Genomic DNA, 17,522 nt, shown 5'->3' on the forward strand with positions numbered 1-17,522 from the left:
GGAAATGTGCTAAAATACACACTCACCACAAATTATGCAGATTAACACAACTCAAAGCTCTTGATTATCAGAACTTCTAAAGATAATTTGTGCCAATCTGCGTAATTTGTGGTAAGTGATGATACCCTCCGGTTATAATCCGAATGAGAACTTATCGATGGATTGATATACCACACTTGCAATACTCAGTACCACAATACCCAGCGTGCAAATGGCCAGGCTGGCACGTGTATAGTTGTCACTGCGGAATGCTGCAATCGGCTCGTCGCTCTTGTTGATGTACATTGCCTTTACAATCTTCAGATAGTAATAAAGCGAGATGATTGTATTGATAAGGGCAATGAATACCAGCAGATGGAAGCCGCCTTCGAAAGCTGCCGCGAAGATGAAGAACTTCGAGAAGAAGCCCGCAAACGGCGGGATGCCTGCCAGAGAGAACAGTGCCAGTGTCATCAGGAACGCCAACTTCGGATTAGTGGTATACAGCCCGTTATAGTCTTCAAGTGTGAACTTGCCTGCCCGCAGTGCCACAATCGTGATAACGGTAAATACGGCAAGATTGGCAAACATATATATCAGCACGTAGTATACCAGCGACGTCATACCTTGTGCGCTTCCGCTGATGACACCCAGCATGATGTAACCTGCTTGCGAGATACTGGAGAAAGCCATCAACCGCTTCAGGTTCTGCTGGCGTAGGGCGAAGAGGTTGGCAATTGTGATGGAGGCGATGATAACCCAGTACAGCACTTCCTGCCATTGTTCCACCATTGGAGCGAATACCTTGATGAGAATAGCCATCAGCACGAAAGCGGCAGAGCCTTTAGAGATGACACTCAGATAGGCTGTCACCGTGCTTGGAGCACCTTCGTAAACGTCTGCTGTCCAAAGATGGAAAGGCACCAGTGATATTTTGAATCCCATGCCGGAGAAGAAGAATACGAATGCCATAATCTGCAACGGGTCGCCGGTGAGGCGTGCCGGTATGTCGGCAAAGTAGAGAGTGCCTACCGTACCGTAAATCAAAGATAATCCGTATAGCAGCAATCCGCTGGAGAACAGTGCCGTGAGAATATATTTGGCACCTGCCTCGGCAGAGTGGTGGCGGTATTTGTCGAAGGCAACCAGGGCTGCCATCGGGATGCTTGCCGTCTCCAGTCCGATGAAGAACATCAGGAAGTGTCCGGCAGAAATCATGAAGTACATACCCAGCAGGGTGGAAAGTGTCAGAATGTAGAACTCACCTTGTTTGATGGCAGTGTCTGGACGGCGCATCCATTCGTGCGCCATCAGGAATACAATCAGTGTACCTATACTGAGGATGGATTTCACGATGCTCTGTATCGGCTGATTGTGATACATGCCGCCGAAAGCATCTGCCACAGGACCGGGAACGATGGTGATAAGTGTGTGTATGGTCAGCAGAGCAACGGGCAGCATTGTGTTCAGCACCGGTTTGCCGTCATTCTTGTGTGCATCCGGACTCATGAAGAGGTCGGCGACAAAAAGGATGACGATGACCAATATCAGCGAAAGCTCTTCTTTGAGCAGGAGGAATTGGGAATAATCCATATCTATTTACGATTTTACGATTTACGATTTACGATTGAAATTACTCTTGGGATTTACGATTTTACGATTTACGATTGAGGTTACTCTTGGGATTTACAAGTCATTTATCAATCGTAAATCGTCAAATCGTAAATAAATCAGTTATTGGCAGCACGCTGTCTCCAATCATGCCGCTAATCCACCATGGTGCCATACCGAGGGCGGCAACGCATGCGATGAGGATGATGACCGCTGTACGTTCGTCCCAGGTTGCATCTCTCAAGGTGAGGTGATGCTTGTTAGTGCAGGTGCCATAGAGAATCTTTCCTACCAGTCGCAGGATATAGACTGCCGTAATCACGATGGAGCTGCATGCAATGACCGTCCACACGCGGTGGAACGTATCGGGATGCTGGAACGAACCGGTGAAGATGGTCATTTCGGCAATGAAACCGCTGAGTCCGGGCAGTCCCAGATTGGCAAGACCGGCGATTACATAGCAGACAGCCAGAAAAGGCATAATCTTCATCAGACCGGAGAGTTCGCGGACGTCACGCGTATGGGTACGTCCGTATATCATACCGATAAGGGCGAAGAACAAGGCTGTCATCAGTCCGTGAGAGAGCATCTGCAGAACAGCACCCGTGCAAGCTGTCTGGTTCATCATCAGGATGGCGAACAACACCAGGCCGCAATGGCTGACGGAAGAGTAGGCATTGATATACTTCAAGTCGGTTTGTACACAAGCGGAGAATGCACCGTATACCACGGAGATTCCGGTAAGAATCAGGAATATCCATCCCAGTTCTTGTGCAGCTTCGGGCATCAGGTACATGGCTATGCGGAAACATCCGTAACCTCCCAGTTTCATCAATACACCGGCATGGAGCATGGATACGGCAGTCGGTGCGGAGGCGTGACCGTCGGGGCTCCATGTGTGGAACGGGAACAGAGCGCCCAGCACACCGAAACCGAGGAAGGTGAGCGGGAACCAGATACGTTGCTGTTCGATGGGAATATTGTGCATCTGTGCTATTTCTAATAGGTTCATAGAGGTGGCTCCGGCACCGTAGTAGATACCCAGGATACCGATAAGCAGGAAGGCGGAGCCGCCCATCAGCATCAGTGTCAGCTTCATGGCGGAGTACTCCTTGCGTCCCGACCCCCATACACCGATAAGCAGATACATGGGAATGAGGGCAACCTCGTAGAACATGAACATGGTGAACAGGTCTATCGAGATGAAGAACCCGAACACACCGATGGAGAGGAAGGTGAACCAAAGGAAATATTCTTTAGTCAGCGGTTGCAGCCTCCAGGAGGCGAATGTTCCGGTAAAGACAATGATGGCCGAAAGCAGCAGCATGGCTACCGAAATACCGTCTACTCCTACCGAATAGTGGATGTTGAGTGCAGGATACCAGACCATGTCGGCACGGAACAGCATTTCATCCGTGGCACCAGCGTGGCGTGCATTGAGGTACATCACGGTCAATGCTGCAGAAAGAACCAGCAGAGCCGATGCACCGGTCACCATCACCGCGCGTATTTGTGCGATGTTGCGGCTGAGCCAAAGACCCAGCAACATCAGCAAGGGGATGAGTACGAATAATGATAAAAAGTTCATCTTTATATTTACGATTTAACGATTTACGATTTACGATTGAAAAATCTCGGGTTATAGCAATAGTAGCAGTATCAGTGCCAGCGTGCCCAGCAGGAATACAAATGTATATTGCTGGATGCGTCCGCTTTGCAGGCCGCGTATCTCTTCACTGGTAGCTTCAGCCCCCCAGGCAAGGAAGTTGAAGAAACCGTCGACCACGTGGCGGTCCCACCATGCAATGGGGTGGCAGATGCAGCCGAAGATGATGCGGTGGGTGATGAACTGGTAGACCTCGTCCAGATAGAAGCGGTGGTAAGCTGCTGTCCACAAGCCTTTGAAACGGTGTGCCAATGTATCGGCAACGGGTTGCCGGCTACCTGCATAGATGTAGGTGGCAATGGCTATGGAAACCACCGCTACGGCGATACTTGTACCTGCCACACTCCAATCCAGATGGATGTTATATGCTTCACCGTTGGAACTGATGAAGTGTCCGAAAGGAATGAAACCGGCAACTATCGTAACCACAGCAAGGAGCATCAGGGGCAGGGTCATCGCCAGAGGACTCTCGTGGGGGTGAGGCATGTGGCTGTCGCCCCCATCGCTTGCCGACTTTTGTCCCGGCTCAGAGCCGGCCCAAAAGATACCATAATAAAGACGGAACATATAGAATGCTGTCATACCTGCAATCACTGTCATAATCCATCCCATGATGGGGCTGAACTGGAAGCATGCCGTCAGGATTTCATCTTTGGAGAAGAATCCGGAGAACGGAGGAATACCTGCAATGGCAAGGCAGGCGATGAGGAACGTGATATGTGTAATGGGCATATACTTCCGCAGTCCGCCCATGGCAGACATCTCGTTGCTGTGTACGGCATGGATGATGCTACCCGCTCCGAGGAACAGCAATGCCTTGAACATGGCGTGTGTGAACAAGTGGAACATGCCTGCCATGTAGCCCAGTCCCCCTTCGTGTGGGTTGGCTGATGTACATACACCCAGCGCCACCATCATGAAACCGATTTGGGAGATGGTGGAGAATGCCAGTACACGCTTGATGTCACTCTGCACACATGCCACACTGGCGGCATAGAATGCCGTGAAGGCTCCTACGTATGCCACGATGTGCAGCACGCTGGGAGCATATTCTATGAACAACGGGAACATGCGTGCCACCAGATAGACACCAGCAACCACCATCGTGGCGGCATGAATCAGTGCACTGACCGGCGTAGGACCTTCCATGGCATCGGGCAGCCAGATGTGCAACGGGAACATGGCACTCTTTCCGGCACCACCGATGAACATCAGTCCCAAGGCAAGCGGAATCATTGCCGCACCGCCCTTTGCCAGCGCCATCTCATTAGGGCTGAAGGTGTATGTACCGGCATAATACCCATAGACGAGGATACCTATAAGGAATCCCAGGTCAGCAAAACGGGTCACGATAAAAGCCTTCTTCGAAGCGGCAATAGCCGCCGGCTTCGTATAATAGAAACCAATCAGCAGATAGGAGGACACGCCCACCAACTCCCAGAACAGATACATCTGGAAGATATTCGTTGCTACTACCAGTCCGAGCATGGACATGGTGAAGAGCGACAGGAAGGCGTAGTAACGCTGGAAACCGCGTTCGCCCTTCATGTAGCCGAAAGAGTATATGTGTACCAGCAGCGAAACGGTACTGATGACCACGAGCATCATAACCGAAATCGGGTCGAGTAGGATACCCATGTCGATACTGAGGCTTTCTGTGAAAGGCAGCCATTTGAAGTTATAGAGCATCAGCGCCTCGTACGTACCATCGGCAAGGCGGGGAGCGCTGAAGTACATTCCTGCGGTGAGATAGGAAAGCACTGCGACCACACTCAGTGCCGCAGTTCCGATAAGGCCGGCAGTGCGGTGTGACATCCATTTACCTCCAAGTCCCAGAGCGAGGAAAGAGAGGAAAGGGAGTAGAAGGATTAATATTGTATATTCCATATATACTATGTTTATCAATTATTACTATTCAAGAAACATCGCTTGGCGATTCTTGCTCTTACCACTTCATCTCATCCAGTTTGTTCACCTGGATGCTGCGGATGTTGCGGTAGATGTTAATCATGATGGCAATGGCTACAGCCGTTTCGGCCGCCGAGATGGCGATGGAGAATAAAGAGAAGAAATATCCTTCCAGTCCTCCGGGGAATAGGAAACGGTTGAATACAGCAAAGTTGATGTCCGTGGCATTCAGAATCAGCTCGATGCTGATAAGTATCGCCAGCGTGTTGCGGCGGGTAAAGAACCCATAGATGCCTGCGAAAAACATGATAGCCGAAACTATCAGATAATATTCCATGTGTATCATAATTCTTATCTTTTACGTGCTATTAATAATCCACCTACGATACATGCCAATAACAAGATGCTGACAGCTTCGAAGGGAAGCAGATAACCATACTTGTCACCGCTCAGCATGTGGTGACCGATGGTCTTGATGTTGACCTCCAAAGGTTCCACGTCGGTGGTGGCAATGAACTTATGCTTCAAAGTGATGAATACTACGATGATGGCACCGCCCACGGTGGCACCCAGTCCGGCAAGGAACCTGCTACGCTTTAACTTCTCGATGACATCGCCTTCGCCACTGGTAAGCAGTATGGAGAAGACGTAGAGCACTACGATACCGCCGGCATAGACCATAATCTGCACGGAACCGAGGAAGGTGTAACCCAGCAGAAAGTAGATGCCTGCCGTACCGAAAAGCACGAACAGCAGGTAGGTGGCCGAGCGCACCATGCGGTGGGTCGTTACCGTCAAGATGGAAAATACGGTGATAAAGGCCGCAAGGAAGTAGAATACTACTGTTTCAAGAGTTATTTCCATGTTGTTTAATTACAAGTTACTATTAACGAATTACTTTGTTGTCTCTTCTTTGGGAGCAGCGGGTTTCTTTTTTTCTTCTACATGGCTGCCCGGACGGTTCAGCGTCATGACCAGTTTCGTGCGGTCGAACACTGCATGCTCAAAATCCTGGTCGAACGTGATGGCATCGTGAGGGCAGGCATTCACACAGAGTTGGCAGAACATGCACGAACCGAGGTCGTATTCGTACTTAACCAATATCTTCTTTTTCTTGCCGTCTTCCGTTTCAACCATCTCGCCGGTCACCTTGATAGTGTCGTTGGGACAAGCCATCTGGCATAAACCGCAAGCTACACACCGATGTTCATTTTTATCATTATGGGGCATGGTCAGCGTGCCACGGAAACGGTCGGAGAGTTTCAATGTCGAGCGGTTTTCCGGATATTGTTCGGTAGTCTTTCGTCGGCAGAATACGGTCATGGTTGTCTTCATACCTGTCAGCAGAGAAGTGACGCCGTGTATGAGTCCGCCGATATAAGAGTTCTTTTCTTTCATTACTTTTGCCTTTATTAAAATTATCCGCAAGGAAATCTTGCTCCGGCGCTACGCCGGTTAGAAATGCAATTTAAATACTACAATTAATACCATCAAAATCAAGTTCACCATAGAGATGGGTACCAGGTACTTCCACTCCAGATTCAGAATCTGGTCAATACGCAGGCGGGGGAAGGTCCACTTTATCCACATCAGCAGGAAGACTACGAAGAAGGCCTTTCCGAAGAACCATACAAATCCCGGAATGTAATCCATCACTGCGTTGAAGCCGTCCAGGCCTACGATGTGTAGCGGCATCCAGCCTCCCAGGAAGATGGTGGCTGCCACGGAGGCTACGATAAACAGATTCAAATATTCTGCCAGATAGAAGAATCCGAAGCCCATACCGCTGTATTCCGTATGGTATCCGGCAGTCAACTCGCTTTCGGCTTCGGGCAAGTCGAAGGGACCGCGGTTGGTTTCCGCATTTCCGGCAATGAGGTAGATGATGAAGGCTATCAATGCAGGGATATGTCCCTTGAAGATGAACCAGCCGTCAGCTTGTCCTTCTACTATTTCGGAGAACTGCATGGTTCCCATCAACACTACCATTGTCAGTATGCTCAATCCGCAGGACAACTCGTAGCTGATAATCTGCGCACCGCTTCGCATGGCTCCAATCAGCGAGAATTTATTGTTGGAACTCCAGCCTGCCAGCAGGATACCCACTACGCCGATACTCGATGCAGCCAGCAGGAAGAACACTCCTACATTGAAGTCCAATACCTCCAATCCCTTGTTGATGGGCAGGCAGGCAAATGTCAGGAAAGAAGCGATGATTACCATGAACGGTGCCAGATTGTAGAGGAACCGGTCAGAGAATTTCAAATCAATGATTTCCTTTGTCAACATCTTGATGACGTCGCAGGGCACTTGGAGCAATCCCCATTTCCCCACGCGCATCGGACCGAGGCGGCATTGGAAGAAGGCGCATATTTTACGCTCCATGTAAATCAGGATGATGGCAAGCACGGCATACATCAAGATGATGCATACGCCAATCACCACGCATTCGAGGAATATTGCCAGACCTTCCGGCATCAGGGAAGTCAGCATCTGGTGTATCCAGTTGGTTACTATACTAAAGTCAAACACGTTGTTCATTTACTATTTACAATTTACTATTTACAATTTACGAGGCGCTTTTTGATTTACAATTCACAATGTACAATTTACAATTTGGCTGCGCTGTAATTCCGCATGGTAAATTGTAAATTGTCAAATCGTAAATCCTTTTATCTGTCAATATCTGGTACTACATAATCCAATGTTCCGCCAATGGCAATAAGGTCGGCGATTTTAGCTCCGCGGCAAATCGTATTTACGGTCGATACCAATGGCAAGCCCGTACTGCGGAAATGCAGGCGGTAAGGCATCTTGTCGCCATGGCTTTCGAGGAAGACGCCGAACTCACCGCGGCTACCTTCTACGGCTGCATAATAAGTGCCTTCCGGTACGCGGATAATAGGTTTCATCTTTTCCTGGTAGGCTCCTTCCGGGATGTTGTCTATCAGTTGCTCGATAATCTTCAGGCTCTCCAGAATTTCATCCATACGGATAAGGTAACGTGCCCATGAATCGCCTTCGGTGCGGATGATTTCTTTAAAGTCCACCTTGTCATATACGGCATATGGCATACGCTTACGCACGTCGCAGGCCCATCCGCTGGCGCGTCCGGTGCCTCCGGTAGCTCCAAAGGCGATGGCATCTTCCCGTGAGAGTATACCCACACCTTTCAGACGTTGCTGGGCAATGATGTTCCCGGTGAATACGTCGTGATATTCGTGTAGGATACCGCGGAGGTAGGGGATAAACTCCTTCACTTTCTTTACGAAGCCGGGAGCAATGTCTGCCTGCACGCCACCGATGGTGTTGTAGTTCATGATGAGGCGTCCGCCGCAAGTTTCCTCAAAGATGTCGAGTATCTTTTCGCGGTCGCGGAAACCGTAGAAGAAGGCCGTTAATGCACCCAGGTCCATAGCAAGACAAGAATAGAACAGCAGGTGAGAGTCTATTCGCTGCAACTCGTCCATGATGGTACGTATGTACTGCACGCGTTCGCTTACTTCCACGCCCATTGCCTTTTCGATACACATGCACAAGGCATGGCGGTTCTGGTGTGCGCCCAGGTAGTCCAGACGGTCGGTCAGAGCCAAGGTCTGCGGATAGGTCAGGCTTTCGCACATCTTCTCGATACCCCGGTGGATGTAGCCGCAGTTGGCATCAATCTTGTCGATGATTTCACCCTCCAATGATACACGGAAGCGCATTACGCCGTGGGTGGCCGGATGTTGGGGACCGATGTTCACCACATATTCCTCATCACCGAAAAGTTGCATCTCCTTATTCTTGATGCTACCGTCGGGATTCAGCTCCAATTCCATGGTGGTGTCCACCGTTTCTTCGTTGTCCATACGCAACGGATTATCTTTTTCCGGCTCATTGTCTTTACGCATGGGATAGCCTACCCAGTCATTGCGCAGATAGAGTCGGCGCATATCCGGATGACCGATGAAAACGATGCCGTAAAAGTCGTAGACTTCGCGCTCGTTGAAATCCGCAGCTTTCCAGATATCGCTGACGGAAGGAAGTTCGGGATGTTCCCGGTTTAGAGTGGCGGTGCGTACCGCTATCCGTTCGCCGGTAACAGTAGATTCCAACAGATAGACTACACCGAGTCCGCGGGGGGTGTCCGGTGCGTCTTTCTCGTCGGGTATTCCCCAATCCATACCGCTGAGGCATTCCAGGAAGTCCATTTGTTTCTCTTTCCGCAGACGCAGCATTTCGTCGTGCAGGACTGAGGGCTCTATGTATTTTATTTCCATATTTTTAAGTACTGATTAGTGGTTCTCTTCTTTTCTGTTTACTCCACCGAAGTATTTCTCTATTTTCACTTTACGCTGCAATTGCATCATGCCGTAGTAGAATGCTTCCGGACGCGGAGGGCAACCGGGAATGTAGACATCCACCGGCAGAATCTTGTCCACACCGTTCACCACGTGATAGGATTTCTTGAACGGGCCTCCGCTGACGGCACAGCCGCCTACGGCTACTACATATTTCGGATCGGCCATCTGGTCGTAAAGACGTTTCAGAACGGGAGCCATCTTGTTGGTTATTGTTCCGCAAACCATAATCATGTCTGCCTGGCGCGGACTGGCACGGGCTACCTCGAACCCGAAGCGCGCCATATCGTAGCGGGCTGCGCCGAGGGCCATGAATTCGATACCGCAACAGCTGGTTGCAAACGTAAGAGGCCACAGTGAGTTGCTGCGTCCCCAGTTGACGAAATCGTCCAGTACGCCAAGGGCGACATTGGCGCCTCCGGCATTAAGTTCCCGAACCAGTTTCTCCAACGTTTCGTTGTCTGTAAACTCCTCATAAGGGATAGATTTAATTTTCGGTTTCTTTGTTACTTCCATTCCAAAGCTCCTTTCCTCCAGGCATAAGCAAGGCCCAGAATCAATATAATCAGGAAAAATAAAACACTGAAAAGTCCTGCCACGCCAAGTTCGCGGGTGATGACTGCCCAAGGGAACAGAAATACCGTTTCCACTTCGAACATCAGGAACAAGATGGCAAACAGATAGTAACCTACCCGGAATTGCATCCACGATTTACCGCGGGTAGGGATACCACACTCGTACGGCTCCATCTTCTGTGCATTGTACGAACGGGGTGCTATCGCATTGGAGAGCGCGATGACGATACCCACGAAAGCGATTGCCGTCAATAAGACGACCACTAACAAAGTAAAGTTCATAAACCTGATAAGATTTTAGATATATAATAATAGATACATCGCACCGGAGGACAAAACCTCTGATTTGTTGTCCGGCGAGGTCAGGGGCAAGCGTCTGCGCTTGCAGGCCTTCTAAATGATAATCTTTCTTAGCCCGAACACGTAATAATTCGCGTCGGGTACGGGATGAGGAGACAGATTCAACAAACGGTCGCATTCCGGTGCATAGGCATGCTGCTGCATCTTGTAGATGTACATGCGCAGGAGTACGCTTTTGTTGGTTGGTACTTGCGTATGGTCCACATGTTCTATGCAGAGGGAGTTTGGTGAAAACAAGTCGTAGAACTTCTGGACTGCTTGTTGGGTGGTAGGAGCTTGTGACAGCGTACAGCATTCTGCTTGTCGGGTGGCAGGAACGCACAAAATATCTGCAGCTCCGGTTGCACTGTCGTGCAATAGGGCTGCAAAGATTATGATTAAACAGTATTTAATGCATTGCTTCATACCACAATTCTCTCTTTCAAGGACGCAAAGATATAATAAGTATTGTTCAATTTGCTATCCCCGCATAACAAAAAATGATTATTTTTACACTTTTTATCCTAAATCAATTCCGTTTCCAGAAATCCGGTGTGAAAAGCAGCAGTACGGTAAATAACTCAAGACGACCCAGAAGCATTAAAAAGGATAACAGCCATTTAGCTGCATCGGGCAGGGCATTCCACGAATAGGCAGGTCCGGTTTCACCCAATCCGGGTCCCATATTACCGATACTGGAAATGACGCAGCCCATTGATTCTTCAGCCCCGACACCCATAGCCATCATGAGCAGTGTGCCGATGACTATAATGGAGATATAAATAAAACAAAAAGCCAGTACGGTGGAGACAATGGAGGGAGAGATTACCTGCTTGTTTATCCGTACCGGAAGTATGGCATTGGGGTGTAGGATGTGTTTGAACTCGTTTCGTGAGACTTTGGTAAGAATTACCATACGTATACACTTCAAGCCTCCGGTGGTACTGCCTGCACACGCTCCCATCAGCATGATGATGGTAAGCAGCCCCCACAAGACGGGTGTCCATTGCATATAGTCATCTGTCGCAAAACCGGTGGAGGTCTGGAGGGAGATTACCTGGAACAAGGATTTGCGGAAGGATTCTTCCATCCCCATGGGACTGGTATAGTAAAGCACGATGGCTATGACGGCAGTGAAGAGCACAACTGAACCGAAATAGAATTTCAGCTCGGCATTGCCGATGAACTTCTTGAATTTCCGGTTGACGAACAATAATAGCAAGGTGAAGTTGATGCCGGAGATAAACATGAAAATGGAGATGACATATTCTATATAAGGAGAATTGTAGTAGGCAACGCTGGCCTGCTTGGTGGAGAAGCCACCGGTACCGGTAGTGGCAAATGCATGGCAGATACTGTCGAACCAGTCCATACCTCCAAGCATCAGCAGACCGACAAGCAGAGCGGTTATGCCGGCATAGATACTCCAAATCCATTTGGCGGTGATACCGATACGGGGATGAACCTTGTCATGTGTAGGGCCGCTTGCCTCGGCGGCGAACACCTGCAGGCCACTGACTCCGAAGATGGGAAGCACTGCAATGGTGAACATGATGATTCCCAAGCCGCCAATCCACTGTGTCATACTGCGCCAGAACAGTATTCCATGAGGAAGTGACTCGATGTCGTCCAAGATGGTGGCACCCGTACTGCTGAAACCGGACATGGTTTCGAAGAATGCATTGGCAATGTCGGGTATGTATCCGCCTATATAGAAAGGCAGCATTCCGAAAAGAGAGAATGCCACCCAGGCAAAGCTGACCAGTACATATCCGTCACGGCGCGTCAGTTGTCGTTCACCTCCCTTGCCGAGAGCCGCCAGCAATAAGCCTACCCCTGCTGTGATGCCTCCTGCTTTCCAGAAGTCGAGCATATCGCTTTCTCTGTAGTAGAAGGACACGCCCGAACAGACCAGAAACATGACTGTTTCCAGCAATAGCAGAATACCGATAATCCGTATGATTGTCTTGAAGTTAATCATTTACCAACTACTCATTCTCAATTAGTTAAAGTATTTTTCGATTTTCTTAATCATCATGTTCAGGCAGAATACCACTACATGGTCACCCGGCTGTATCAGGGTGTTACCCATAACCACAACGCCTTCCCCCTGGCGGATAAGTCCGCCGATGGTGGCTCCTTTCGGGAGGCCGAGGTCTTTTACCGGATGTTTGGTAATCTTCGAGCCGGCCTTAACGGTAAATTCCGCTACATCGGCATTGGCAAAGGTCAGGCATTTCACGTTGCTGACGTCCGCATCCAGCATCATCTGGTAGATGTGGCTGGCAGCAATCATCTTTTTGTTGATGACGGTGCCGATGTCAAGGCTTTCGGCCATGCCTATGTAGTCGATGTTCTCCACTTCCGCTACGGTTTTGCTGACTCCCATGCGTTTGGCGGCAAGGCAGGCCAGGATATTAGTCTCCGAGTTGCCGGTCAAGGCAACGAAGGCTTCCGTATTTTTCAGTCCCTCTTCCACAAGCAGGTCCATATCCCGTCCGTCGCCATTGATAATCATGGTACGGTCGTCAAGCAGCTCGGTCAGGCGGTTGCAGCGGTTCAGGTCGTTATCCACGATTTTCACCTGCATGTAGTCCGGGACATATTGGGCGGTGCGTACGGCAATCCGGCTTCCACCCATAATCATTACGTTGCGCACATCGGCATAATCTTCTTTGCCGGCTATCTTGCGGATGTAGGGGACGTATTTTCGTGTGGTGGTGAAGTATACGATGTCATGTAGCTTGATGGTATCGTCACCACGGGGAATCAGTGTTTCGCTTCCCCGTTTGATGGCTACCACGTGATAGGGCAGCTCCGGTCCGCCCAACTCATGGAGGGGGATGTTCAGTATCTCGGCTTTTTCGCGCATCTTGGTGCCTATCAGTATCAAGGCTCCTCCGCAGAACTCCCACCATTGGCGTACCCAGCTCATGCGGATGGAGGACACGATTTCCTTGGCGGCAAGCATTTCCGGGTAGATGAGTGAATCGACGCCCAGCTTCTGGAAAAATTCCTTGTTTTTGGGCAGCAGGTATTCGTAGTTGTCAATACGGGCTACGGTCTTCTGTGCTCCCAGATTGTTGGCAAGCATGCATGCGGTCATGTTCCGGCTTTCATCGGGGGTGACGGCTATGAACAAGTCGGCTTCTCCCACTCCCACTTCTTTCAAGCCTTTTATGGAGGTAGGGGAAGCTGTAGCCGTCATCAAGTCAAAGTTGGAGTTCAGTGTGCTCAACTTCTCTTCGTTGTCGTCCATCAGAATGATGTCCTGCTTCTCGCGGGACAGCAACTTGGCCAAGTGTGTGCCTACTGCGCCGGCACCTGCAATAATTATTTTCACTTTTAGTTCGTTGATAGTTGATAATTAATAGTTGACATATGGGGTAAATGCTCAAACTGTCAATTTTCAACTATCAATTATCAATTGATTATAGATTCCTTCTTCGTCCATTCCGCAAAGATGGTGCAACTCTTGTATGGTGCCGTGTTCTATGAAGGCATCGGGTACACCGATACGTCTGAAATGGGGAATATAGTCATTGTCCGCCATGAACTCCAGTATGGCACTGCCCATTCCTCCTTTTTTGACACCGTCTTCTATGGTGACGACATGCTGGAAGTTGAGTCCTACCTCGTGCAGCAGGGCTTCGTCGAGCGGCTTGAGAAAACGCAGGTCGTAGTGGGCTATGGAGATTCCTTTGTCCTTCTCCGCACGCTCTATGGCACGTGCGGCCACGTTGCCTATGGGACCGAGGGTGATGACTGCCAGGTCTTTGCCTTCTTTCAGTCTGCGCCCTTTGCCTACGGGGATTTCTTCCAGCGGACATTTCCAATCCAGCAATACGCCGCGTCCGCGGGGATAGCGGATGACGAACGGACCTTGGTCCGGCAACTGTGCCGTGTACATCAGGCGGCGCAATTCATGTTCGTCCATCGGTGAAGATATGGTCAGGTTGGGAATCGGACGGAAATAGGCCAGGTCGAAAACTCCGTGGTGTGTCGGTCCGTCTTCTCCTACCAGTCCGGCGCGGTCCAGGCAAAGTACGACGGGGAGGCGGAGCAGGGCGATGTCATGGATGACATTATCGTATGCCCGCTGCATGAAGGAGGAGTAGATGTTGCAGAAAGGTTGCATTCCTTCTTTAGCCATGCCGCCCGAGAAAGTGGCTGCATGCCCTTCGGCAATACCCACATCGAAGGCACGGTCGGGCATGGTGTCCATCAGCTTGTTCATGGAGCAGCCGGTGGGCATGGCGGGGGTTACTCCGACGATTTTCGGATTTTCCTTTGCCAGTTCTACCAGCGTTTCCCCAAACACGTCCTGGAAAAGCGGAGGCAAATTGCTGGTGTCCACCTTGAGGCGTTCTCCGGTTTCCGGATCGAACTTGCCCGGTGCATGCCAGATATCGGGATTCTTCTCGGCAGGTTCGAATCCTTTTCCTTTTACAGTGTGCAGATGCAGTATTTTCGGTCCCTGCATATCTTTAATGTCCCGTAGGACACGGGCTATGTTTTTCACATCGTGTCCGTTGATAGGGCCGAAGTAGCGGATGTTCATCCCTTCAAAGATATTCTGCTGCTGGGCGGCCATTGATTTCAGACTGTTGGCGAAGCGAATCAGCGCTTTGCGGCGGTCCTCGTTCAAAAGTCCCATTTTGAACAGCAGTCTGGATGTCTTGAAGCGCAGCTGGTTATAGCGGTTGCTGGTAGTCAAGTTGAAAAGGTACTGCTTCATGCCGCCTACACTTCTGTCTATCGACATATCATTGTCGTTGAGAATGATAAGAAGGTTGTTAGGGGTAGACGAAGCGTTGTTCAGTCCTTCGAAAGCCAGGCCGCCGCTCATGCTTCCATCACCGATGACGGCGACCACATGGCGGTCTTTCTCGCCTTTTTCGGCAGCGGCAACAGCCATGCCAAGAGCGGCGGAGATTGAATTTGACGCATGTCCGCAGGTGAATGTGTCATAATCGCTTTCCTCTGGTGAGGGAAAAGGACGAACTCCCTTGAATTTACGGTTGGTGGAGAATGCTTCACGGCGTCCGGTCAGTATCTTGTGCCCGTACGCCTGATGGCCTACATCCCAGACTATGCGGTCGTACGGAGTATTGAATACGTAGTGCAGGGCAACGGTCAGCTCTACCGTGCCCAGACTGGCTGCGAAATGTCCGGGGTTGCACGAAACCTCTTTTATAATGTCTTGCCTCAATTCTTTACAGACTTCAGGAAGCTCTTCTACGCTGAGTTGGCGTAAATCCTTGGGAAATGTAATGGTGTTAAGCAAGTTATATGTTGTTGGTTCTGTTCTCATTTCTAATCTGAAGATTACAAAATGCAAAAATAGCAAAAGAAAACGGATGGCGGGAAGTTTTAGAAGGAAAAAAAGCCTCTTTTGTTCACTTCTGTTTTTACTTTCTCTTTGCATACGCCACATTTCTCGTTCCGCCTGCCTATAGTTAAGGGAAAAGATGCCTGATATTAAATCGTTCCTCCATGGAGAAAATATTGTTCCATCCTGTAGAAAAAATCGTTCCACCATGGTGGAACGATTTTTTCTACATATAGGAATGATTTAGTGTTAGTAGACAAGGATATTAATCCTTCCAAAGATTGACTTTTATTCTCGCACGTGACCGTCTGTGATAAGAGCTGCTCTACACTTGATGTTTGTTGAAAAATGCAATTTTATAAATTATTTATTGCAACTTTTTAGAAGCTTTGGTTGTTGTTGATATAATATTATATATATTGCGAAGTGGAATATGTCCTGTTTATCAATATGTTATACAATTCTGAATTGTATGTGATGGTATTCTTGGTTGTAATATGTGTCGGAATGGGGTGTAGTCACGAATTGTTAAATGAATAAACAATGAATGATATGAAGAAAAAGCTTGACTTTAAAGTTTTGGCTATTATGGGCGTAGTGGTTTTTTCCGCTTGCGGTTCTGATAGCGATCTGTTCAACCCGGAAAAGGCGGCAGCTAAGAAAGAGGCACAGTATGCATCGGCTTTTGTGCAGAGGTATGGAGAAATTGCAGTTGATCAGGATTGGGGATTTGGGGTAACACCGACAACGCGTGTTGCTAACACTAATAGCAATCAATGGAAAGATTTTACGGAAGTACCGGGGAGTGTTACGGCTACAGAAAAAGAAGTGGTTACGGAATGGTTTAAAACATATCGGAATCCACAATCCATTGGGGGGGATTGGACCGACTTTTTTGTTCAACATGTAAGTGGCTCACACTCTAATATGGATTTTTTGGTTGCGGCATCAGATGACCATATCAATAATTTTAATGCTACTGAGGGGGCTATAATGCTAATGCAGAATAGTGGAACGTCTTCTTTTGGCTATAGGGCTTCTCTGGATGGTAAAATGCACTATAATTATACTATACAATATATTGAGGGTGCTTATTATGTGGGATTTGACTTTGAAGCTACCGGACAGAACCCAAATCAACAAGTGGCTGCAGATGGGTATTATAGTGATTGGATTGTGAAGATCTCTCCGGCCGTATATACGAATGCGTACAGAATCATAGCAGAAGACCTTGGAGACAGTGATGATTTTGACTTCAACGATGTCGTGTTTGATGTAGCGACCAATGGAGGAGCAACTATCATTACCCTGCAGGCTGCGGGTGGTACTTTGCCTTTGTATATTGAGGTGGGCGGTGATAGCCGTGAAGTTCATGGACTCTTTGGCGTTTCTAATACTACAATGGTAAATACAGGTGCTGGGGCAACTAAGGCTCCGGTGATGTACAGAGTTGACGGTACCGGTGCCGTAAATATCAAAGTGGAAGGTCAAAATGCTGAAGTATATACACTGAAAGCGGAGATAGGCAAAGCGCCGCAGAAGATACGTGTAGAGACAAGATATGAATGGACTGCTGAACGTCAGGATATTAATGATAAATATCCAGGTTTTGCAGATTGGGTGGCTGATCCTACGGCTAATTGGTATTAATAGAATATATAGTATTTTTATTTAAGGCAGATGATATAATGAAAGGTTATATCACCTGCCTTTTTATGTTTCGACCGTTATATATTGAAATTTACTATCTTTGTGGCGTAGCAAGCAGT

Annotated in this window: 15 protein-coding genes; 1 reads left to right on the top strand and 14 read right to left on the bottom strand. The window is 48.9% G+C overall.

Annotation, left to right across the window (positions count from 1 at the left end):
- Window positions 1–132 precede the first annotated feature (132 nt).
- From CSD97_RS10485 to dxs, 14 genes are all read right to left on the bottom strand, one after another.
- Complete coding sequence (locus CSD97_RS10485) at window positions 133–1,572, bottom strand: NADH-quinone oxidoreductase subunit N (RefSeq protein WP_057088566.1); 1,440 nt, start codon at window positions 1,570–1,572, stop codon at window positions 133–135.
- A 121-nt stretch (window positions 1,573–1,693) separates the two neighbouring features.
- Window positions 1,694–3,178 (bottom strand): NADH-quinone oxidoreductase subunit M, encoded by a 1,485-nt coding sequence (locus tag CSD97_RS10490; RefSeq protein WP_005835211.1) that lies wholly within the window; start codon window positions 3,176–3,178, stop codon window positions 1,694–1,696.
- Window positions 3,179–3,229: 51 nt separating this feature from the next.
- Window positions 3,230–5,143 (bottom strand): NADH-quinone oxidoreductase subunit L, encoded by a 1,914-nt coding sequence (gene nuoL, locus CSD97_RS10495; RefSeq protein ID WP_098032369.1) that lies wholly within the window; start codon window positions 5,141–5,143, stop codon window positions 3,230–3,232.
- 58 nt (window positions 5,144–5,201) lie between these two features.
- On the bottom strand, window positions 5,202–5,510 hold the full coding sequence (gene nuoK, locus CSD97_RS10500; protein ID WP_005823972.1) for an NADH-quinone oxidoreductase subunit NuoK: 309 nt from the start codon (window positions 5,508–5,510) through the stop codon (window positions 5,202–5,204).
- Between the two features lie 5 nt (window positions 5,511–5,515).
- Window positions 5,516–6,028 carry an NADH-quinone oxidoreductase subunit J gene (locus CSD97_RS10505; protein WP_005823970.1) on the bottom strand — a complete coding sequence of 171 codons (513 nt, stop codon included), beginning with the start codon at window positions 6,026–6,028 and terminating at the stop codon, window positions 5,516–5,518.
- 30 nt (window positions 6,029–6,058) lie between these two features.
- Window positions 6,059–6,562 carry a 4Fe-4S binding protein gene (locus tag CSD97_RS10510; protein ID WP_005835213.1) on the bottom strand — a complete coding sequence of 168 codons (504 nt, stop codon included), beginning with the start codon at window positions 6,560–6,562 and terminating at the stop codon, window positions 6,059–6,061.
- Window positions 6,563–6,619: 57 nt separating this feature from the next.
- The gene (gene nuoH / locus CSD97_RS10515; RefSeq protein ID WP_009037156.1) at window positions 6,620–7,696 is read right to left on the bottom strand and encodes an NADH-quinone oxidoreductase subunit NuoH; all 1,077 of its coding nucleotides are present in this window, start codon (window positions 7,694–7,696) and stop codon (window positions 6,620–6,622) included.
- Between the two features lie 140 nt (window positions 7,697–7,836).
- Entirely contained in the window at window positions 7,837–9,426 is a 1,590-nt protein-coding gene (locus CSD97_RS10520) for an NADH-quinone oxidoreductase subunit D (RefSeq protein ID WP_008665629.1), read from the bottom strand.
- Between the two features lie 15 nt (window positions 9,427–9,441).
- Entirely contained in the window at window positions 9,442–10,023 is a 582-nt protein-coding gene (locus CSD97_RS10525; RefSeq protein WP_005823959.1) for an NADH-quinone oxidoreductase subunit B, read from the bottom strand.
- Complete coding sequence (locus tag CSD97_RS10530; RefSeq protein WP_005823956.1) at window positions 10,014–10,364, bottom strand: NADH-quinone oxidoreductase subunit A; 351 nt, start codon at window positions 10,362–10,364, stop codon at window positions 10,014–10,016. Before CSD97_RS10530 ends, CSD97_RS10525 begins: the two co-directional genes overlap by 10 nt.
- Window positions 10,365–10,475: 111 nt before the next feature.
- The gene (locus CSD97_RS10535; RefSeq protein ID WP_005823953.1) at window positions 10,476–10,847 is read right to left on the bottom strand and encodes a hypothetical protein; all 372 of its coding nucleotides are present in this window, start codon (window positions 10,845–10,847) and stop codon (window positions 10,476–10,478) included.
- A gap of 103 nt (window positions 10,848–10,950) precedes the next feature.
- Window positions 10,951–12,402 (bottom strand): TrkH family potassium uptake protein, encoded by a 1,452-nt coding sequence (locus tag CSD97_RS10540; protein WP_005835219.1) that lies wholly within the window; start codon window positions 12,400–12,402, stop codon window positions 10,951–10,953.
- Window positions 12,403–12,423: 21 nt separating this feature from the next.
- Window positions 12,424–13,764, bottom strand: a complete 1,341-nt coding sequence (trkA, locus tag CSD97_RS10545) for a Trk system potassium transporter TrkA (RefSeq protein WP_005835221.1) — start codon at window positions 13,762–13,764, stop codon at window positions 12,424–12,426.
- A 66-nt stretch (window positions 13,765–13,830) separates the two neighbouring features.
- Window positions 13,831–15,735 (bottom strand): 1-deoxy-D-xylulose-5-phosphate synthase, encoded by a 1,905-nt coding sequence (gene dxs / locus CSD97_RS10550; RefSeq protein WP_061411470.1) that lies wholly within the window; start codon window positions 15,733–15,735, stop codon window positions 13,831–13,833.
- 570 nt (window positions 15,736–16,305) lie between these two features.
- Between dxs and CSD97_RS10555 the strand changes: the two genes are divergently transcribed.
- On the top strand, window positions 16,306–17,403 hold the full coding sequence (locus CSD97_RS10555; protein WP_005835223.1) for a hypothetical protein: 1,098 nt from the start codon (window positions 16,306–16,308) through the stop codon (window positions 17,401–17,403).
- The last annotated feature ends 119 nt before the right edge of the window (window positions 17,404–17,522 follow it).

The organism is Bacteroides sp. AR29, assembly GCF_900217715.1.
In the GTDB taxonomy this organism is placed as follows: domain Bacteria; phylum Bacteroidota; class Bacteroidia; order Bacteroidales; family Bacteroidaceae; genus Bacteroides; species Bacteroides uniformis.